Annotated in this window: 19 protein-coding genes and 1 tRNA gene; 10 read left to right on the top strand and 10 right to left on the bottom strand. The window is 67.5% G+C overall.

The annotated features are described in order from the left end of the window. Positions 1-10 precede the first annotated feature (10 nt). The 4 genes from L8F97_RS12585 to L8F97_RS12570 all read left to right on the top strand — a co-directional run bounded on the left by L8F97_RS12585 (position 11) and on the right by L8F97_RS12570 (position 2,536). Positions 11-244, top strand: a complete 234-nt coding sequence (locus tag L8F97_RS12585) for a helix-turn-helix domain-containing protein (RefSeq protein WP_242151175.1) — start codon at positions 11-13, stop codon at positions 242-244. 25 nt (positions 245-269) lie between these two features. Beyond that, positions 270-1,376, top strand: coding sequence for a Gfo/Idh/MocA family protein (locus L8F97_RS12580; RefSeq protein WP_242150426.1), 1,107 nt, complete (start codon positions 270-272; stop codon positions 1,374-1,376). Continuing rightward, on the top strand, positions 1,373-1,858 hold the full coding sequence (locus L8F97_RS12575) for a cupin domain-containing protein (RefSeq protein ID WP_242150423.1): 486 nt from the start codon (positions 1,373-1,375) through the stop codon (positions 1,856-1,858). Before L8F97_RS12580 ends, L8F97_RS12575 begins: the two co-directional genes overlap by 4 nt. Positions 1,859-1,948: 90 nt before the next feature. Beyond that, complete coding sequence (locus L8F97_RS12570; protein ID WP_242150420.1) at positions 1,949-2,536, top strand: CDP-alcohol phosphatidyltransferase family protein; 588 nt, start codon at positions 1,949-1,951, stop codon at positions 2,534-2,536. Here the strand turns inward: L8F97_RS12570 and L8F97_RS12565 are convergent. From L8F97_RS12565 to aepX, 4 genes are read right to left on the bottom strand one after another with little or no spacing between them, the layout of a single operon-like run. Then, positions 2,513-3,601, bottom strand: coding sequence for a 2-aminoethylphosphonate--pyruvate transaminase (locus L8F97_RS12565; protein ID WP_242150417.1), 1,089 nt, complete (start codon positions 3,599-3,601; stop codon positions 2,513-2,515). The two genes, L8F97_RS12570 and L8F97_RS12565, sit on opposite strands and share 24 nt — an antisense overlap. After that, positions 3,598-4,557, bottom strand: coding sequence for a flippase-like domain-containing protein (locus tag L8F97_RS12560; RefSeq protein ID WP_242150414.1), 960 nt, complete (start codon positions 4,555-4,557; stop codon positions 3,598-3,600). The genes L8F97_RS12565 and L8F97_RS12560 overlap by 4 nt, the downstream gene beginning before the upstream one ends. Further along, the gene (gene aepY / locus L8F97_RS12555; RefSeq protein WP_242150411.1) at positions 4,554-5,690 is read right to left on the bottom strand and encodes a phosphonopyruvate decarboxylase; all 1,137 of its coding nucleotides are present in this window, start codon (positions 5,688-5,690) and stop codon (positions 4,554-4,556) included. Before aepY ends, L8F97_RS12560 begins: the two co-directional genes overlap by 4 nt. Beyond that, positions 5,690-7,318 (bottom strand): phosphoenolpyruvate mutase, encoded by a 1,629-nt coding sequence (gene aepX, locus L8F97_RS12550; protein ID WP_242150408.1) that lies wholly within the window; start codon positions 7,316-7,318, stop codon positions 5,690-5,692. The genes aepY and aepX overlap by 1 nt, the downstream gene beginning before the upstream one ends. A gap of 85 nt (positions 7,319-7,403) precedes the next feature. Between aepX and L8F97_RS12545 the strand changes: the two genes are divergently transcribed. The 4 genes from L8F97_RS12545 to L8F97_RS12530 all read left to right on the top strand — a co-directional run bounded on the left by L8F97_RS12545 (position 7,404) and on the right by L8F97_RS12530 (position 10,607). Beyond that, complete coding sequence (locus tag L8F97_RS12545) at positions 7,404-8,165, top strand: NTP transferase domain-containing protein (RefSeq protein ID WP_242150405.1); 762 nt, start codon at positions 7,404-7,406, stop codon at positions 8,163-8,165. A 1-nt stretch (position 8,166) separates the two neighbouring features. Further along, positions 8,167-8,940 (top strand): phytanoyl-CoA dioxygenase family protein, encoded by a 774-nt coding sequence (locus L8F97_RS12540; RefSeq protein WP_242150402.1) that lies wholly within the window; start codon positions 8,167-8,169, stop codon positions 8,938-8,940. A 117-nt stretch (positions 8,941-9,057) separates the two neighbouring features. Then, positions 9,058-10,155, top strand: coding sequence for a PAS domain-containing protein (locus L8F97_RS12535; RefSeq protein ID WP_242150399.1), 1,098 nt, complete (start codon positions 9,058-9,060; stop codon positions 10,153-10,155). A 2-nt stretch (positions 10,156-10,157) separates the two neighbouring features. After that, a complete protein-coding gene (locus tag L8F97_RS12530; RefSeq protein ID WP_242150396.1) occupies positions 10,158-10,607 on the top strand; it encodes a response regulator in 450 nt (149 codons plus the stop codon). Positions 10,608-10,610: 3 nt separating this feature from the next. On the opposite strand, the gene L8F97_RS12525 is transcribed toward L8F97_RS12530, so the two are convergent. Together L8F97_RS12525 and L8F97_RS12520 are read right to left on the bottom strand one after the other, a co-directional pair. Next, positions 10,611-13,106, bottom strand: a complete 2,496-nt coding sequence (locus L8F97_RS12525; protein ID WP_242150393.1) for an ABC transporter permease — start codon at positions 13,104-13,106, stop codon at positions 10,611-10,613. Then, positions 13,103-13,822, bottom strand: a complete 720-nt coding sequence (locus L8F97_RS12520) for an ABC transporter ATP-binding protein (protein ID WP_242150390.1) — start codon at positions 13,820-13,822, stop codon at positions 13,103-13,105. The genes L8F97_RS12525 and L8F97_RS12520 overlap by 4 nt, the downstream gene beginning before the upstream one ends. Positions 13,823-13,848: 26 nt before the next feature. Here L8F97_RS12520 and L8F97_RS12515 point away from each other — a divergent pair, with 26 nt between their 5' ends. Then, positions 13,849-14,469 carry an arylesterase gene (locus tag L8F97_RS12515; protein WP_242150387.1) on the top strand — a complete coding sequence of 207 codons (621 nt, stop codon included), beginning with the start codon at positions 13,849-13,851 and terminating at the stop codon, positions 14,467-14,469. Between the two features lie 63 nt (positions 14,470-14,532). Here the strand turns inward: L8F97_RS12515 and L8F97_RS12510 are convergent. Continuing rightward, positions 14,533-14,618: transfer RNA gene (locus tag L8F97_RS12510), tRNA-Tyr, on the bottom strand. Positions 14,619-14,850: 232 nt separating this feature from the next. Here L8F97_RS12510 and rlmB point away from each other — a divergent pair. Beyond that, the gene (rlmB, locus tag L8F97_RS12505; RefSeq protein ID WP_242150384.1) at positions 14,851-15,603 is read left to right on the top strand and encodes a 23S rRNA (guanosine(2251)-2'-O)-methyltransferase RlmB; all 753 of its coding nucleotides are present in this window, start codon (positions 14,851-14,853) and stop codon (positions 15,601-15,603) included. Between the two features lie 139 nt (positions 15,604-15,742). Here the strand turns inward: rlmB and dnaA are convergent, their stop codons facing one another. The 3 genes from dnaA to mutM form a co-directional block, all read right to left on the bottom strand. Beyond that, a complete protein-coding gene (gene dnaA / locus L8F97_RS12500; RefSeq protein ID WP_242150382.1) occupies positions 15,743-17,155 on the bottom strand; it encodes a chromosomal replication initiator protein DnaA in 1,413 nt (470 codons plus the stop codon). Between the two features lie 485 nt (positions 17,156-17,640). Beyond that, positions 17,641-17,904 (bottom strand): 30S ribosomal protein S20, encoded by a 264-nt coding sequence (gene rpsT, locus L8F97_RS12495; protein ID WP_242150379.1) that lies wholly within the window; start codon positions 17,902-17,904, stop codon positions 17,641-17,643. Positions 17,905-18,013: 109 nt separating this feature from the next. After that, complete coding sequence (gene mutM / locus L8F97_RS12490; RefSeq protein ID WP_242150376.1) at positions 18,014-18,826, bottom strand: bifunctional DNA-formamidopyrimidine glycosylase/DNA-(apurinic or apyrimidinic site) lyase; 813 nt, start codon at positions 18,824-18,826, stop codon at positions 18,014-18,016. Positions 18,827-18,905 lie beyond the last annotated feature (79 nt).

Here is an 18,905-nt window from a genome sequence, read left to right as displayed (position 1 = left end):
CCAAAGCGGAATGCGTGATCCGCGCGACCGTAGCGTGCATCTCACGCCGACACAGCGCAAGGTTCTCGACGGGGTACATTCGGGCCGCCTTAACAAGCAGATCGCGTTCGATCTCGGCATCGCGGAAGCGACCGTGAAAGCGCATATGACGATCCTGATGCGCAAGCTGAACGTCCGCAACCGCACACAGGTCGCCATCGTCGCGGAATCGATGAACGCCGGGCGCAAGGCCGCAGCCCGCTGATCCACGCCAACTGACGGAGAACGATATGGAACTGGGAAGACGCGACCTTCTGCTCTCCGCGGCCGCCGTCATCGCGGGCTCCAGCGGGGTGGCGCGAGCGGTGCCGGACCGACCGCTCGGTTATGCGATCGTCGGGCTGGGGAGTTACGGACTGAAGGTCATCATTCCGCAGTTCGCCAATTGCGCGCACAGCCGCCTCGCGGCTGTGGTGAGCGGCGATCCCGCCAAGGCGCGGCGTGTCGCGGCCGAACACGGGCTGCCTGAGCGCGCGATCTATTCCTACGAGACGTTCGATACGATCCGCGACAATCCCGATGTCGACATCGTCTACGTCTGCCTGCCCAACTCGATGCACGCCGAATATACCGTCCGCGCCGCCCGTGCCGGCAAGCACGTGATGTGCGAGAAACCGATGGCGGTCTCGATCGCCGAATGCGAGACGATGATCGCGGCGTGCAAGGCCGCCAAGCGCAAGCTGATGATCGGCTATCGCTGCCATTTCGAACCGTTCAATCTGGAAGCGATGCGGCTGGCGCGGGCCGGCAATGCCGGTAAGATTCGCTACGTGCGGTCCGAACATGGCTTCGTGCAGCGTGATCCGTCGGTGTGGCGGCTCAAGCGCGCGCTCGCCGGTGGCGGGTCGTTGATGGATATGGGCATCTACAGCCTGCAGGCGGCGCGATACATGACCGGCGAGGAACCGATCGCGGTTACGGCGCGCGAATCCACCGACCGGCGCGACCCGCGCTTCACCGAGGTCGAGGATATCATCGACTGGACGTTGGAGTTCCCCTCCGGTGCGATCGGCAGTTGCCAGTCGATGTACAGCGCCAACCAGAACCACATCCTCTTGATGGGCGACAAGGGCCGGGTCGAGCTTGAACCCGCGACGCGCTACGACGGCAATCACATGTGGATCGGCAAGGATGGCCGCGAGCAGGAGGTGACACCGCCGCCGGGACCGGGCAAAACGCAGTTCGCGGGGCAACTCGACCATTTCGCCGGATGCGTCCGCTCCGGCGCGGAGCCGATCGTATCGGGTGAGGAAGGATTGCGGGACATGCGTATCGTAGAGGCGATCTATCGGTCGGCGCGTGAAGGCCGGACCATTCGGCTGGATCAACGCACATGAGGTGGCGGACCACCTTGGCGGTCGTCGCGCTGCTGGCGCTGGCCTCCTCCGCGTCGGCGCAAATCACGACCGGCGCATCCGACAGCTTCGCCGGCGCCGGCGACGTGCGCGCCGAAGTCGCGGCGATGGCGGCGGCGATGAAGCCGGGTCAGGGCTTCGCCTGGCATCCGTTGCTGCGTGATGGCGAGCGGGTGGCGGCGCTGGAATATTGGAAGAAGCCGGGACGTCCGGCGGTGCACCCCGATCAGGCGGAATATGCGACAGTGATCGCGGGCGCGGGGACGCTGGTGATGGGCGGTGCGCTCGACAAGCCGGTCGTCGTCAAACCGGACCTGACCGAAGGTGATCGCATCGTCGGCGGCACCACCCGTACGCTGGGTCCGGGCGACGTGTTCCTGATCCCGGCCGGCACGCCGCACTGGTTCGGCATCACCGGCGATCACCTCGTCCTGCTGGGCATAAAGCTCCCCACGAAACGCTGACGCAACCGCGCCAACGAGGCGGCGCGGTGTTTCGCTTGCAACCAAATGCGAACGCATGTCATTAGCGCCGGCTATGATCCGGAACCCGAAGTGAGTCACGATACCGTCATACATCGCATCGTCCGGCCGGCCGTCCGGGTCGCGGCGCGCAGCGGTATCTCGCCAAACCAGATCACTACCGTGCGGTTGCTGTCGGGGATGGTCGCGGCGACGTGCTTCGCGAGCGGGACGGCGCTGTGGCTGGCGATCGGCGGCTTCGTGTTCGTGCTGTCGATGCTGCTCGACCGTGCGGACGGCGAACTCGCGCGGCAGACCGGGCAGATGAGCAAGGCCGGCCATCGCTACGATCTCGCCGCCGATTGCCTGGCGAGCATGGCGGCCTTCATTGGGCTGGGTGTGGGACTTGCCGGCGCGCACGGGGCGGTGGCGATCTGGCTTGGGGTTGCCGCCGGGGTCGGCATCGGCACGCTGTTCGCGGAACTCAACGTGCTGAACGTGGCGAGCGTGCGCGGCTACACGCTGGCGCCCGGCATCGTCGTCGACCCGGACGATGCAATAATCCTGATGCCGGTGCTGATCTGGCTCGGCCTCGTGTGGCCTACGACCATCGCTGCTGCCGTCATCACGCCAAGCGCGGCGATCGCGCTCGCGCTGTTAGGCTTGCGTCGCAGCCATTAGAGCGGGCGCAAGCGCGGCGGCGAGGCCCCGGAAATCGCCCGGCCCGACCGCGCCGATGCAGCCGATGCGGAAGGACTCTCCGCGCGTCAGCTTGCCGGGGTAGATCACGAAGCCAGCCTCGGCGAGCGCGCGATAGAACACCTCGAACAGGAAATGCCGGGGCGAGCGGAAGGTCACGATAATCGGTGCCTGCACCGCGCGATCGAGGTAGAGTTCAAGCCCAAGCGCATCGGCGGCGGCCAGCAACATCTCGAAGTTGGCGGTGTAGCGCGCGAGCCGCGCCGCACTGCCACCCTCCGCCTCCAGCCTGCGCAACGCCTCGACCAGCGCGGCGACGACCTGCACCGGCGGCGTGAAGCGCCACTGTCCGTTCGTCTCGAAGCCTTGCCACTGCGCGTGCAGGTCGAGGCTCATCGAGGCGCTTCGCCCCGCGCAGGTCGCCAGCACGGCGCGATCGACCAGCGCAAAGCCAAGCCCCGGCGTTCCTTCCAGACACTTGTTGCTGGAGGCGAGGATCGCGGCGGCGGGCAAAGTCGCGAGGTCGATCGGTAGCGCCCCGAAGCTCGCCATCGCATCGACGATCAGCAGGCGCCCGGCCTCCGCCACCACCTGCGCGATCGCTGCAAGCGGATTGAGCAGGCCCGTCGTTGTCTCGACATGCACCACCGCCACGTGGGTGATCGCCGGATCGGCGGAGAGCCGTGCCGCCACTGCCGCGGGATCGATCGGCGCGCTCTCATCCCACCGCATCGCCTCGACCGCGTGCCCGAGACCGGCAGCAATCGCCGCCATGCGCTCGCCATAGGCGCCGTTGATGAGCACCAGCAGCCGGTCTCCCTTCGCCAGCAACGTCCCCGCCGCCGCCTCCAGCACATAGGTGCCGCTGCCCTGGATCGGCACCGCAACGTGGCTTGCGCCGCCGTTCGCCACATCGACGAGCCGCTGCCGCAGTTCCGCGGTCAGCGCGATGAAGGCAGGGTCGCGCGATCCCCAGTCGTCGAGCATCGCGTGGCGCACCGCCGGATCGGTGGTGAGCGGTCCGGGGGTGAGCAGCAGCGGCGTCAAGATGCGGTTCCTTCGATTACGGCGGCGTCATGCCGCGCCTCCAGCCGGTGCCACAGCGCGAGGCCGGGCAGGCCCAGCGCGAGTTCGCGGATGCGGCGGATCAGCGACAGCGCCAGCGCCCGTTGCGGCGGGATGCCGAACATCCCGCAGATCACCAGATAGCCGCCCTCCTGCACGCCGAGCGCGCCGGGTACCAGAAAGCCGACGCTGCGCACCGCCTGCCCCAGCCCCTCGACGATCATCGCCTCGCGGAGCGACGCGTTCACGCCAAGGACATGCAGCGCGGCATAGGTTTCGATGCCGCCGAGCAGCCATGACGCGAGGTGCCAAAACCCGGCGGCGGCCAATCGGCGCGGCTGCCGGTACAGCGCCAGCACCGCCACGTTGAGGCCGACGAGATCGCGCCCGCGCGTCCAGCGTGTCACCAGCCGTTCGATCAAAGCGAACAGGCCAAAGCGCTGCGCGGCGACGAGTGCGACCGCCAGCAGCACGGTGATCGCGGTCACCCCGGCGGCGAGCGGCAGTTCCGCGCCTCCGTGCGGCCCGGCCACCAGCAGCGCCACGCACAGAATGGTGAACACCGCCTGCGTGGCGCCCTCCACCGAAAGATCGACCATCGTCGCGGCCATCGCATCGGCTAGCGTCGGCCCGCGCTGCGCGAGGAGGCGGGCGCGCACCACGTCACCGCCGAGCTGCGCGACCGGCAGCAGCGCGTTCACCGACTCGCGCATCCACCGCAGCGCGTAGAGCCACCCGAACGCCTCGCGCCGCTTGAGCAGCACGCCCCAGCCGATCGCGGAGGCGACCGTCTGCGGCACGTGCAGCAGCACGACGAAGGCGATACCCCATCCCGCCTTCCCGATCGCGCCGAGGATCGCCGACAGATCGTTGGTGGCGATCAACGTGGCGGCCAGCACCAGCCCGATCAGCACCGCGAAGATCGCAGAACGTTTCACCCGGCGAGGAATGCCTTGAACCGACGCGCGACCGCCTGAGGGGTGACCGTCGGGCGGCCGAGCGTCGCCATCGATCCAGGTGCGATGCGGAGGTGGATCATCGCCGGGCGGCCCGCGGCGGTCGCCTCGCGCCAAGCCTGTTCGAACCCGGCCAGGTCGTCGCAGGACGCGGCGTAGCCATAGCCGCAGGCGAGCGCCACCGCGGCGAAATCGACCGAGGCGGACACCGTCGCCTGCCCACCGGTCGAATCGTGCACACCATTGTCGAGCAGCAGGTGGATCAGGTTGGCCGGGGCTTCGGCACCGATCGTCGCGAATGTGCCGAGCTTCATCAGTGCGGCGCCGTCGCCGTCGATCACCACCACGCGCTTGTCGGTGTTGAGCGCGACGCCCAACGCCATGCCCGATGCGCCGCCCATCGAGCCGACCTGATAGAGATGCTGCTCCCGATCGGCGAGCGTGAACAGTTCGCGCCCCGCTTTGCCGGTGGTGGCGATGACGGCAGTGGCGTCGTCGGTGAGGGCAAGAAAGCGTTCGAGTGCGGCTACGCGGGTCGGCCGCGTGCCGCCGGTGCGGTAATCGGCGCGCCGTCCCGGTGCTGGCAGGTCGCGCGGCGACTGGTCGAGCGTGGTGTCGGCGACATCGCCCTTCGCCATCACGAAGGCGAACGGAAGCTGCGTCTCGTCCATCGCCGCCACCGCCGCCCGCAACCGCCCGGCGATCTCGGCTTCGGTGTTTGGGAACGGTGCGTGCGCGATGCCCATCAGGCCGAGCAGATCGTGGGTGATCTCCCCCATCACGACATGCTGCGGCTCATCGGGTTCACCCGGCCGGCCGCGCCACGTCGTCACCAGCAGCGTGGGGATCGCGAACGGCGCGTTGAGCGAGGTGAGCGGGTTGACCATGTTGCCGAGGCCGGAGTTCTGACACATCGCCACCGGCTTGCGGCCGGCCAGCCACGCGCCGGCGGCGATCGCCACCGCCTCCCCTTCGCTCGCCGCGCCGACGTACCGCAGTGCACGGTTGGACAGCACGCCGTTGATAAGCGGCGTCAGATAGCTGCACGGCACGCCCGTGTAGAAATCGAACCCGGCCGCCGATGCCTCGGCCATGAACGCTTGCGCGGTAATCATCAGGTGAAGTTGCGCGCGTCGGCGACGTCGGCCAGCGTGTTGACGTCCATCCAGTGCCCGGTGAAGTATTTTACGCGCACCGGATGCTTCGCCGAGATGCGGCTGAGCAGCAGCGGCAGATCGGCCGTTTCGAGCAGACCCTCCGCCTCCAGCGCGGCGATCTCTTCGCGCAGCCACGCCGTTCCGGTCGCGCTGAAGCGGGCCAGGCCGACCCACTCGCCGCTCGCCTCGGCACCCAGGTCGCTGCCCATTCGCAGCAACTGCGCGGGCGCATCGTCGAGGTAATTGCCCGAGAAACCGTGATCCGCCAGCACCAGGTCACGCTCGCGCGCATCGCTGCGCTTCGACGCATCGACGGCGAGCACTACATCTGCCGCGCTCGAAAGCAGGCTTTCGAGGATGTAATTGCGAAACAGCACGTCGCCGTAGGACACCACCAGTTCGCCGGACAGCACGGCGTCCGCCTGTGCCAGCGAATAGGCCTCGCCCGTGTCGGCGAAACGATCGTTGTCGACGGTGCGGATGCCCTTCAGCGCCACCGCCTCCTTGGCGAAACCGCGCACCACCGTCACGTCGCGCACGCCGCTATCGGCGAAAGTCGCGACCGCCCGCGCGAGCAGCGACTGGCCACGCACGTCGATCATGCACTTGGGCCGGTCGCGCGTCAGTTCGCCGAGGTCACCGCCCGACGCCGCCAGCACCACCGCGCGCGGGCGCGGCGTTTCGGGCAGGTACCGGCGCTCGGCCTCCTCCAGTTCGGCGTTGCCCATCAGGCGGAACACTTCTTTGACCGGGGTCACGCGACCCTCGACGTTCACCAGCGACTGCTCGTCGTGGATCATCCGTGCGGTCTCGCGCATCGCGGCGATCGACGCGCGCATCAGATGGTTGGCCCAGATCACGGTCGAGATGCCCGCCTCGCGGAACAGGTCGGTCGGGGTCGGGTAATAGGTGGTCGGCACGATCACCACCGGCGCGCGATTGCCCCAGCGGCGGCAGAACTCGAAGATTTCCTTGGCGTCGGTCTTCTTGGAATGGATCAGGATCGCGTCGGCGCCGGCGGCGTGATACGCCTCGGCGCGGCGCAGCGCCTCCTCCATCGGCCGGCTGGAAATCAGTGCCTCGACGCGCGCGACGAGGATGAAGTCGTCGCTGGTCTGGCTGTCCTTGCCCGCCGCGATGCGGCCGCAGAACTCGTTGATCTCGGCAAGCGGCTGCTCCTCGCCGATGAACGAGTTGGTCTTGGGGAACAGCTTGTCCTCGATGCAGACGCCGGCGATGTTGCGCTCACCGAGCTTGCGGACCAGTCGGCGGACGTTGTTGAAGTTGCCGTAGCCGGTGTCGCCGTCGACCAGGATCGGCAACGTGGTCGCGTCCGCCATATATTCAAGCACGTCGAGCACCTGCGTCCACGACGCCTCGTTGCTGTCGCGCAGGCCGAGGCTGGCGGAGATGCTGAGTCCCGACGCCCAGATGCCGCCGAAGCCCGCCTCCTCGACGATCTTTGCCGACAGGCCGCTATGCGCCTCCATCAGGAAGGAGAGTTCGGGGCGTTCGATCGCATGGCGCAGCGCCGACGCGCGCGATTGCGGTGCGGGGCTGATGAGGCCGTTGGACAGGTCGTTCATAGTCACAGGTCTTTCCGTGATCGCATTGATGTCGCGGCGTAATGCTGTTTGCCGCGCGATGGCCGCTCGTTATAGATGCGCGCGCATGCAAACAAGCCAAGCCGATCCGACCGCCCCGCAACCCCGGCCTATCGTCATCCTGCTCGCCGCAGGTGTGGGGAAACGTCTCGGCGAGAGTCACGATGGCCCGAAGGTGCTGCTCGACTTTGCCGGCCAGTCGCTGATCGAGCGGCACCTTGCCGCGTTGGCGAGCGTCGGCATCGACGATATCGCGGTGACGGTGGGTCACGAGGCGGATACGCTGCGCGCGACGCTCGGAGACCGCGCGACGACGGTGTTCAATCCGCAATACAGCGAGGGCAGTCTGGTGTCGCTGTGGGTGCAGCGGGAGCGGTTGCGATCCGGTCGCGATGTGCTGCTGATGGACGGTGACGTGCTGTACGATGCACGTATTTTGGAACGGTTGATCGCCGCGCCGGGCGAGGCGGTGCTGCTGGTCGACCGCGAACTCGAACCCGGCGACGAACCGGTCAAGGTGTGCTTTCGCGGCGAGACGATGGTCGATTTCCGCAAGCGCCCCGAACATGCGCACGACTGGCACGGCGAATCAGTCGGTTTCTTCAAGTTCGCGCCCGCCATGGCCGCGAAGCTTGCCGATGCGTGCGATCGCTATGTCGCCGCTGGCAACACCGCCGTCGAATATGAAGAGGCGATCCGCGACCTGATGCTCGCCGATCCCGCCGCGTTCAGCTATGTCGACGTGACCGACCTGCCGTGGACCGAAATCGACTTCCCGGAGGACGTCGCCAAGGCGCGCGACTCCATCCTGCCGCAGTTGGGTGCCTGATATGTCGTTGCACGACCCTGCCCCGCTCACCGCGCAAGACCTCGCGCATTTCGCCGAGACAGGCTGGCTGGTCCGGCGCGGGCTGTTCAGCACGGCGCAAGCCGGCGAGATCGCGCGCTGGACCGACGAACTGGTCGCGCTGCCCGAAGTGCCGGGCCGCCACATGGTCTACTACGAGGACAGCCTGACCACGCCGGGTGAGCGCGTGATGCAGCGGATCGAGGATTTCTGCCCCTACCATGCCGAGTTCGACGACCTCGTCCGCCATGGCAGCCTCGCGGCAGCGGTGGCCCAGCTGCTCGGCGGCCCGGCGCTGCTGTTCAAGGAAAAGATCAACTTCAAGAAAGCGGGCGGCGCAGGGTTCGAGCCGCATCAGGACCAGCAAGCGGGCTGGACGACCTATGCCCCGATGTTCGTCACCGCGCTGGTCAGCATCGACCACGCGACGGTGGAGAACGGATGCCTCGAGATGACGACCGCGCCGCGCCAGACGCAGATGATCGGCGCGGAGTGGGAACCGCTCACCCCTGCGCAGATGGCGGCATTCGACCTGATCTCGATCCCGACCGAGCCCGGCGACGTGTTGTTCTTCGACAGTTATGCGCCGCACGCTTCCAAGCCGAACCTGACCGATGCGCAGCGCCGTATCCTGTACCTGACGTACAATGCCGCATCGGACGGCGACCATCGCCGCCGCTATTATGATGAGAAGCGGGCGAATTTCCCGCCCGATATCGAACGCTTGCCCGGCGCCAAGTACGTTTTTCGGGTCTGATGCGCGGCGGCGGCCAGCCGGTAACCCGCAGAGATTTGCGCATGCGACGGAACGGAACGTCGCGCCTGCCCCTTTAACGTGGGTTAGAGACGCTTGGTCTCTGAAACGGGAGGCAGCGTGAAGCAGCGTGACGACTGGCACATTACCGATACCGTGAAGCACGAGCTTGGCCGTGGCGATCCGTTCGCCGCCGCCGTTCGCGCCACGCGCATGCCGATGGTCGTCACCGATCCTGGCCAGCCCGACAACCCGATCGTGTTCTGCAATGAGGCGTTTCAGAAGCTGTCGGGCTATGACCGTGACGAGATCATCGGACGCAACTGTCGGTTCCTGCAAGGTCCGGAGACAGACCGGGATGCGGTTCGCTCGGTGCGTGAAGCGATCGAGGCGGGCACCGATATCGCGGTCGATCTGCTCAACTACCGCAAGGACGGCACGACGTTCTGGAACGCACTGTACCTAAGCCCCGTTCGCAACGGTGAGGGCAGGATCCAGTTCTACTTCGCATCGCAGCTCGACGTGTCGGACCGGGTCGAGGCGCAAGCGGTTATCCAGCGGCAGAAGATCGAGGTCGAGCGCGAGGTCGAGCGGCGCACCGCCGATCTGAAAGCAGCGCTCGAAGCCAAGACCCTGCTGCTGCATGAGGTCGATCACCGGGTGAAGAACAACCTCACCATGATCGGCTCGCTACTGCGGCTTCAGGCGCGCACCATCGCCGACCCGGAGATCAGCGACAAGCTGAACGCCATGCTTGAGCGGGTCGACGCCTTGGCGACGGTCCACCGGCGGCTTTATCAGTCGAGTGACGTGACGCGTTTCGATGTCGGCGCGTTCGTAGCGAACCTGGTCAGCGATGTCGTCGGCGCAAGCGGTCGAAGCGACATCGGCGTCAACATCGATGTCGACGTGATCGAGATTTCCGCATCCCTCGCCACCGCGCTCGGGCTCGTCATCAACGAGGTGCTAACCAATGCGATCAAGCATGCATACGGTGACGGCCGCGCCGGTGTCCTGACGGTTTCGGCCAAGCGTCAGGAAAGCCAGGCGATCATCGCGGTGGCTGACGATGGCCCCGGAATGGCGTCGGACGCGCGCACCAATGGCCTTGGCACCGTCCTTATCAATCGCATGTCGCGGCAGGTCGGTGCGACCGCGCAGTGGGCATCATCCCCGACGGGCACGCGTGTGACGTTGTCCCTACCGGTCGAGGAATGACGATGGACCGTCCCAAACCTCCACTCGCCGTGCTGATCGTCGAGGACGAAGCCCTGCTGGCGATGGATATCGAAGCGATGATCGAAGATGTCGGCCACCGTATCGTCGGTGAGGCGGCATCGTTGTTCGAGGTGGAGGCGCTTGATGCTGCGCTTTGCCCGGATCTCGCCTTTGTCGACATTCATCTCGCAAAGGGTACGAGTGGTCTCGATGTGTCGGCACTGATCCGCGCGCGCTGGCCGCGCACGTTCATCGTGTTCGTCACCGCCAATCCCAAGAAACTGCCGGACGACTATGCCGGCGGTCACGGCGTCATTCCCAAGCCGTTTTCCCGCAACGGATTGCTCTCGGCGATGCGGTATATCGAGGAGGGCATTTGCGCGCCGCCGCCGGTGTCCTCGCAGCCAAGCAGCTTCCTTGCCTCGCCCCACTTCGCGGCAAGCTGGAACTGAGCGCTACAGCGCGCGCAAGGCTTCGCCCGGACGTGCGCGGAGCGCCGACAGGCTGCCGAGCAGACCCGTTCCGAGCGTGACGACGACCGAGGCCGCCAGCGTGACGGCCACGACGCGCCAGTCCGGTGCCCAGCTGATCGCGAAGATCCGCACCACTACGAACCACCCTGCCGCGACGCCGATGGCGAGCGCCACCGCGACCAGCACCAGCGACAGCATCGCATATTCGAGCGCTTGTGCCGCCAGCACCTGCCGCCCGCTGCCGCCGAGCAGCTTTAGGATCACCGCATCGTAACGGCGCGCCCGCCCCGACGCCGCCACCGCGCCGACCAGCACAGCGATACCCGCCGCCACCGTCACCAACGCCGCCGCGCGGATCGCCAGCGCGACCTGACCAAGCACCGCGCCGATCTGGCCGATCACGTCGCCGACGCGGATCAGCGTGACGGACGGTAGTGCCCGCGCCACCTGCCGCGCGACCGCGCCGTCACGGGACGGCGGCGAATACACGCTCGCCAACAGGCCGTGCGGCGCCTCCTCGATATAACCGGGCGAGAACACGATCGCGAAATTGAGACCGAGCCCGCCCCAGTCGATCTTGCGCAGCGCAGCGATCCGCGCCGGCACGTCGACGCCCAGCACCGAAACGGTGATGGTGTCGCCGATCCGGAGATGCAGCGCCTCCGCCGCCTTGTCCTCCAGCGAGACGAGCGGCGGTCCGCGATAATCGGCTGGCCACCATCGCCCTGCCACGACCGCGTTGCGCGGCGGCAGCGTCGCCGACCACGTCAGCGTGCGGTCGCCACGCAGCACCCAGGCCGCATCCGGCAGCGTCTTCATATCGGCCACGCGCCGCCCGCGCAGCGCGACGATCGACCCGCGCAGCGACGGCACGCTTTCGATCTTCGCGCCCGGCGCGGCAGCGGTGACGGCGGTGCGGAAGCGCGCGGCATCATCGGGTTGCAGATCGATCGCGAAGAAGCGCGGCGCCTTAGTCGGAGCGGCATCGCGCAGCTCGGCGGACAGGCTGGTGTCGATCACCGCCATCGCCACGAACAGCGAGAAGCCGAGGCCGAGCGCCACCACCAGCCGATCGGTCTGCGCGCCCGGCCGGTGCAGATTGGCCAGCGCCAGCCGCAACAACGGGCGGCGCGGTCGCGGCAGGCGCGCGGCACCGCCACGGATCGCCACGCCGAGCCCCCATAGCAGCACGATCAGCCCGATCACCGCCGCGACGAAGCCGAGCGCGAGCATCCGGTCCGACGCGGTCAGCACCGCCAGCGCGACCAGCGCCGCAAGCAAAGCCGCCATCATCGCGAGCGTCCGTAGCGACGGCAGCGTGCGAACCACCAGAGCGTCGCGCAGCAGCGTCGCCGCCGGCACGTGCCGCGCACGGGCGAGCGCAGGCAGCGCGAAGACGGTCGCGACCAACATCGACAGCAACGCCGCGATCGCCAGCGGGAGCGGATAGAGCGCGAGCCGGGGCGGCACCGGCAGCGCAGCACCTACCGCTGCCGTCACGATCCACGGCACCAGTGCGCCGAACACCAGCCCGACCGCGATCGCAGCGGCCGCGACAACCCCGAGTTGCGCGAGGAAGATGGTCGCTATCGTGCCGGAACGTGCGCCCAGCACCTTGAGCGTCGCGATGATCCGCGTCTTTGCGCCGAGATACGCCGCCACGCCGCTCCCCACGCCGATGCCGGCGATGGCAAGCGCCGCCAGCCCGACGAGCAGCAGGAACTGACCGAGTTGCGCGATCCCGCGCCGCAGCCCGCCGGCGGCACGGTCGCTGGTCTTGGCCGACCAGCCAGCACCGGGGAACCGCTTGACGAGCGCGTCGCCGACCGCCTGCGCGGTGCCGGGCCGCGCCAGTGCGATCCGGTAGTGGCTTTCGTACAGGCTGCCCGGCTGAACGATCGCGGTGGCATCGAGACCGGCAAGATCGACCAGCACTGGCGGACCGAGCGCGAAACCGGCACCCAGCCGGTCCGGTTCCGTGGCAATGATGCCGATCACGCGCAGCGGCGCCATGCCGATCCGCAGCGTATCACCGACCTTTACTCCAAGCCGATCCGCCAGCGCGGGCGCGATCGCGATCTCACGCCCATGCGGCCGCGCGCTGCTCGCCCCCGCCGCGAGCCGAAAACGCCCGACCAAAGGCCAGGCGGAACCGACGCCGCGCAGGTCGACCAGCACCGGCCCGGCCGCGCGGTCGGACTCAGCCATCGCGCGTGTGGAAACGACTTCGGAGACGCGCCCGGCCGTGCCGAACGCCGCCAGTTCGGCAACGGTGGCGCGCCGCTGCGAAACGGTCAGCTCGACATCGCCACCGGCGATCTCCCGACCGTTCGCGTCAAGCGCGGCGAGGATGCTGGCGGACAGGCTGCCGATCCCGGCCAGCGCCGCGGTGCCGAGGAACAGGCACAAAGCGAGCAGCAACAGGCCACGCCCGCCCCGCCGCAGATCGCGCAGCGCCAGCCGCCAGGCGACGTTCAAGAGGCGGGCCGATCCGCACGACGATCGCCGACGATACGGCCATCGGCGAGTTCGATCACCCGTACGCACCGCGCAGCCAGCGCGGGATCGTGGGTGATGACGAACAAGGTCGCGCCGCTCTCCGCATGGCGGCCGAACAGCATGTCCATGATCGCGTTGCCGGTCTTGGTATCGAGGTTGCCGGTCGGCTCGTCCGCGAACAGCAGCGCCGGTCGCGCCACCAGCGCACGCGCTATCGCCACCCGCTGCTGCTCGCCACCGGAAAGCTGCGCAGGGTAATGCGTGACCCGGTGGGCAAGGCCGACACCGGCCAGCTCCACCTCGGCCCGCGCGAACGCATCCCGCTCGCCCGCGAGTTCGAGCGGCACCGCGACATTTTCCAGCGCGGTCATCGTCGGCAGCAGATGGAACGCCTGCAACACGATGCCGATCCGCCCGCGCCGTGCGACTGCCAGCGCATCCTCGTCCAGCCCGACGAAGTCCAGCCCGGTCACGCGCACCTCGCCGCCGCTGGGCCGTTCCAGCCCCGCGAGTACCGCCATCAGCGAGGATTTGCCCGACCCCGACGGCCCGAGCAACGCCACGCTTTCTCCAGCCTCCACCCGCAGGTCAATACCACGCAGGATGTCGACGCGCGCGGGCGGGCGGCCCAGCGACAGCGAGATGTTGCGCGCGGCGATCAACGCGCTATCGGCGGGGGATGCAGAAATGGTCACAGACGTTGCGATATGGGTGGCGGCGGGTGGTTGTCTATCTCGCACTCGCGATTGTCGCGACGCCGGCCGCCGCCGGCCCCCAGGCGCCGGTGATCTGGGCGTTTGGCGACAGCCTGACCGCCGGCTACGGCCTGCCGCCCGAACAGGGCTTCACCACCCGTCTTCAGGCGGCATTGCGCCGATCAGGGGTCGCGGCGACGGTACGCAACGGCGGCGTGGCGGGCGATACCGCCGCGCAGGCACGGGCACGGTTGCGCTGGGGGCTCCGGGGGCCCGGTTCGCCGCCCGATCTCGTCATCGTCGAGCTTGGCGCGAACGACATGCTGCGCGGTCTGCCGGTGGCTCAAGCGCGCGCCAATCTCGACGCGATCCTCACCGATTTGCAGGCGCGTCATATCCCCGTACTGATCGCCGGCATGCGGGCCGCGCCCAACCTCGGCACACACTACGTCACCGCGTTCGAGGCGATGTACCCGGCGCTTGCGAAGGCGCACCACGCGCCGCTCTACCCGTTCTTCCTTGCTGGCGTGGCGGGCAACCGCGCGCTGATCCAGCCGGATGGGCTGCACCCGAACGCACGCGGCGTGGAGATCATTGTTGCGAGGATGGTACCGGCCGTGCGCACAGCACTCCGGTCTCGTCGCTAAACGTCGACGTGCTTCGCTCATCGGCTGCTTTGGCAGATCCGCCGGAGCCCCCGGCGGGAAGGTTGGTGGACAGGGCTGGATTCGAACCAGCGTACGCTTGCACGGGCAGATTTACAGTCTGCTGCCTTTAACCACTCGGCCACCTGTCCAGGTTGGGCCGCTAAAAAAGCGAGGCGTGCCAATGCCGATCCGGAAGCGTGCTGTCAACGGCTTAGCGGTGCAAAAATCGGCAGAGGCTTGCATGCGGGCACGCCCCCGCATACCGGACGACGAGATTTGCAGACCTCGACAAGGGTCCGCACACCATTTCCGATCAGGACGCCCTATGAGCCTTTCCAGCACTGCCACGCCCCGTCTCGTCTCCTGTGAGAGGTCGAACTGATGGCGCGGCGTGGACATCGCCCGTCGCAGGCGCCCGCCGGCCGGCCGCGTTTCTGGGGTCGCCACGCGGTGACGGCGGCGCTCGCCAATCCCGACCGCGTGGTGCGCAAGATCTGGGCGACGCGCGAGGCCATGGCGAGCCTCGACATCCCGCCGATCATTCCGGTCACCTATGCCGAGGTCACCGACCTGGCGCGGCTGGTGCCATCCGACGCGCCGCACCAGGGGCTGGTGGCGGAGGTCGATCCGCTCGAGGATATCTGGCTCGCCGATCTGCTCGAACAGGGTGCTGACGACAAGCGACCGCTGCTGGTGCTCGACCAGGTGACCGACCCGCATAACGTCGGCGCGATCCTGCGCTCGGCGGCGGCGTTCGACGCACTCGGCATCATCACGCCCGATCGGCACGCGCCGCCTGAATCGGGCACGATCGCCCGCGCCGCGTCGGGTGCGCTGGAGATGGTGCCATGGGTCCGGGTGGTGAACCTCGCGCGCGCGCTCGACGAGATTGCCGAAGCCGGTTTCTGGCGGGTGGGGCTCGCGGGCGAGGCTACGCAGACGCTGAACGAGGCAATGGGGCAGCAACGTGTCGCACTGGTGCTCGGCGCCGAGGGTGAAGGCATGCGACAAAACACCGCCACGCACTGCGACGAGCTCGGGCGGCTGCCGATCTCGCCGCGGATGGAAAGCCTCAACGTCTCCAACGCCGCCGCGATCGCGCTATATGCTGCGACGACCCGGAGCATGCCCTGACGGATCCGCTGGGCATCCAAACGGTGCCCGGCGTTCTCGCGAGATGAACGCTCCGGTCTGAACGTCTTCTGTCGGATCGTGGCGCGGGGTTCAGCCACGCTGCCGGGAACCCGACCGCGCCTGGCCCGATTGGACGTCCCTACCCCTCCAGCGTGTGGAGCAGCGTACGGACGGCGGTGTCGAGGTCGCGGTCCTTGTCGCGCAATTCCTCGATCCGGCGGACCGCGTGGATGACCGTGGAATGGTCTCGACCACCGAACTTACGGCCGATCTCGGGCAGGGAGCGCGTGGTCAACCGCTTGGCGAGGTACATCGCGATCTGGCGCGGGCGGGCGATGACGACGGCGCGGCGCGCCGACACGAGATCGACTGGTTTCAGGTCGAAATGGGCCGATACCGCCTTCTGGATCTCGTCGATCGTGACGCGCCGTTCGGCGCCGCGCAGCACTTCGCCGAGGGTGACGACGGCGAATTCAAGATCAATCGTATCGCCGGTCAGCTGCGAATAGGCGACGACACGGTTGAGCGCGCCTTCGAGATCGCGGATGCTGGCGGTGATGCGGGTGGCGAGCAGATCGACCACCTCGGCCGGCACCGCGACGGTGGGCAGTTCGGCGAGCTTGCGCGCCAGCACCGCGCGGCGCAGCGCGAGATCGGGCGCCTTGATATCCGCAACGAGGCCGCACGACAGCCGTGAGGTAATCCGCGCCTCTACCCCGTCGAGATCCTGCGGGCAGCGGTCGGCGCTGATGACGAGCCGCTTGCCCGCGCCCATCACCTCGTTGATGGTGTGGAAGAACTCTTCCTGCGTCGAATCCTTGCCGGCGATGAACTGGAGATCGTCGATCAGCAGCACGTCCGCCGAGCGCAACCGCGCCTTGAAGGCGTGCGTGTCGCGCGCGCGCAGCGCCTGGACGAACTCGAACATAAAGCGTTCGGCCGACATCAGGATGACGTGCGCGCTCGGCACCGCTTCGAGATAGGCCGAACCGATGGCGTGCATCAGGTGCGACTTGCCTTGGCCCGTGCCGCCGTGGAGGAACAAAGGGCTGAACCGCGGCACGCCGGGTTCGGCCAGTGCCTTGGCGGCATTGAACGCAACGCGGTTGGAGGCATCCACCACGAAGCGGTCGAACGTGAAACGCGCGTCGAGCGGTGGCCGCTCGCGGCCCGGCTGGGCGGCGACAGGCGCAGGGGTGGCGACGGCAGCCGTGAGGGGGCGGAGCACCGCCACCTCGGCTCCCGCCGCCGAATCGGCCCGCAGCGTTTGCGGCTGCGGCGTGGCCGAACGGGTTTCGATCGAGACGCTGCGCACGCCCGGCATCTGCGCGCGGAACTCCTGCAGCAGTCGATCGGCATAATGGTTGCTGACCCAATTGGTCATGAACGCGGACGGCAGCGCGAGACGCACCGCATCCGCATTATCGTCTTCGATCAGTTCGATGGGTTTGAGCCACTTGTCGAACAGGCGCGTGCCGGCCGACTCACGCAGGTGCGAGCGGACGACCGTCCAAGCCCTGGCGATCTCGCCCTGCTCGATCCGGTCATCCACGCGCAACGCTCCTCTGGCCCCCAATCCGTTCACGCAAAAACCTTCCTTTCGGCCACGCGCCGCGCACGCGACCGCAAATTCGGACAAACGTCCCCTCAGGCGGAATCACGTTTCCGTCCGGCGAGGGGCGCTCTTAGTTGAGTTGCGCGGACGATCGTCCGCGCTGTCGAGGGGCAGTTATGAAGATCGACGCGATTCGATCAATGGCCGCAGCCGTCAGATTTCTGAAATAATCCGATTGACTCGGAATTGCCCAAGGTTTCCCGTCAGAAATCTTACAAGTGTCTGTAAATGGGCAATATCTGACGGACGATCGGAACGGAGACGTTGCGAATCGCCGGGAATCCTCGCTTTGCGGAAATGGCGCGGAATGGCTTCACGCCGGCACGCGGATCTGCGTTTTCAGACACCGTCTACGGCGAACGCAGCAAAGCCCGCCCGGTAAACCCGAGCGGGCAAAATGCTTGTAGAACGTTTTGAAACGCTTAGGCGAGCGCGGCGAGACGCTTCGTCAGGCGCGAGAACTTCCGCGCGGCAGTGTTCTTGTGCAGCACGCCCTTCGACACGCCGCGCGCCAGCTCCGGCTGCATTTGCGCCATCGCTTCGGTCGCGGCGGACTTGTCGCCCGATGCGAGCGCAGCTTCCGCCTTCTTCACGAAGGTACGGATACGGCCGACGCGGTTGCCGTTGACTACGGCGCGGTTCGCGTTGCGCCGGATTCGCTTTTTCGCCTGTGGCGTATTGGCCATGAAGCCCTCTAGGTCTGAGATCGGATGACGCGTACGGAATTGCTTCCCCGCGCCGGAAGGCAGGCCCCTTAGCCAGCGGGGTTGATTCGGTCAAGACGTAACGCTGGTCCTACCGCTGACAACGGCTGCACCAGAAGGTCGATCGGCCGCCATCGGCATAGCGCAACACGGTGCCTCCGCAACCGCACGGCTCCCCCTCGCGGCCGTAGACGGCGAACTGTTTGGAGAAGTAGCCGAGTTCACCATCCGGCCGCGCATAATCGCGCAGCGTCGAGCCGCCCGCGTCGATCGCGGCGAGCAGCACCGTGCGAATCGCCTCCACCAGCCGGGCAAGCTTCGCGCGCGAGATCCGGCCCGCCGCTCGCTTCGGGCTGATGCCGGCGAGGAACAGCGCTTCGCAGACATAGATATTGCCGAGGCCGGCAACGATGCGCTGGTCGAGCAGCATCGCCTTTATCGGCGCGATCCGCCCGTCCAGCGCCTGGGCTAGATACGCCGCTGAAAGGTCATCGCCGAGCGGTTCCGGCCCAAGCGCCACGAAGGCGGGATAGGCGTCAAGCGATCCGGTCGACACCAGATCGACCGAGCCGAATCGCCGCGCGTCATTGAGCGCGAGGCGGCGCCCTGCCCCCGTTTCCAGAACCAGATGATCGTGCGGCAGCAGGTCACCCGGATCGACCCGCCAGCGGCCCGACATGCCGAGGTGGAAGATCATCGTGTCGTCACGGTCGGTATGGATCAGGCCGTATTTGGCGCGCCGCCCCAGCTCCGTCACGCACGCGCCGGTCAGCCGCTGGCGCAGATCCTGCGGGAACGGGCGACGCAGATCGGGCCGGCGCGTCTCGACCAGCACAAGCCGCTGGCCCTCCAGCACCGGCGTGAGGCCGCGCACCGTTGTCTCGACTTCGGGTAATTCTGGCATCGCGCTTTATTCTCCGTTCGTCCGTGCGGTCGAACGATTGGCAGCTAGGTTGCGTTTGCCCGCGCCACAAGGCGCCGCT

This window comes from Sphingomonas sp. BAUL-RG-20F-R05-02 (assembly GCF_022662305.1).
Classification (GTDB): Bacteria; Pseudomonadota; Alphaproteobacteria; order Sphingomonadales; family Sphingomonadaceae; genus Sphingomonas.
This window is presented reverse-complemented; position numbering and strand designations above follow the sequence as displayed.

Excerpts from the sequence above, each read along its gene's own strand:
- L8F97_RS12530 (WP_242150396.1), top strand. The coding sequence starts at position 10,158 with ATGGACCGTCCCAAACCTCCACTCGCCGTGCTGATCGTCGAGGACGAA.
- rpsT (WP_242150379.1), bottom strand. The coding sequence starts at position 17,904 with ATGGCCAATACGCCACAGGCGAAAAAGCGAATCCGGCGCAACGCGAAC.
- L8F97_RS12540 (WP_242150402.1), top strand. The coding sequence starts at position 8,167 with ATGTCGTTGCACGACCCTGCCCCGCTCACCGCGCAAGACCTCGCGCAT.
- aepY (WP_242150411.1), bottom strand. The coding sequence starts at position 5,690 with ATGATTACCGCGCAAGCGTTCATGGCCGAGGCATCGGCGGCCGGGTTC.
- rlmB (WP_242150384.1), top strand. The coding sequence starts at position 14,851 with ATGGCGCGGCGTGGACATCGCCCGTCGCAGGCGCCCGCCGGCCGGCCG.
- L8F97_RS12585 (WP_242151175.1), top strand. The coding sequence starts at position 11 with ATGCGTGATCCGCGCGACCGTAGCGTGCATCTCACGCCGACACAGCGC.
- L8F97_RS12575 (WP_242150423.1), top strand. The coding sequence starts at position 1,373 with ATGAGGTGGCGGACCACCTTGGCGGTCGTCGCGCTGCTGGCGCTGGCC.
- mutM (WP_242150376.1), bottom strand. The coding sequence starts at position 18,826 with ATGCCAGAATTACCCGAAGTCGAGACAACGGTGCGCGGCCTCACGCCG.
- L8F97_RS12545 (WP_242150405.1), top strand. The coding sequence starts at position 7,404 with ATGCAAACAAGCCAAGCCGATCCGACCGCCCCGCAACCCCGGCCTATC.
- aepX (WP_242150408.1), bottom strand. The coding sequence starts at position 7,318 with ATGAACGACCTGTCCAACGGCCTCATCAGCCCCGCACCGCAATCGCGC.
- L8F97_RS12580 (WP_242150426.1), top strand. The coding sequence starts at position 270 with ATGGAACTGGGAAGACGCGACCTTCTGCTCTCCGCGGCCGCCGTCATC.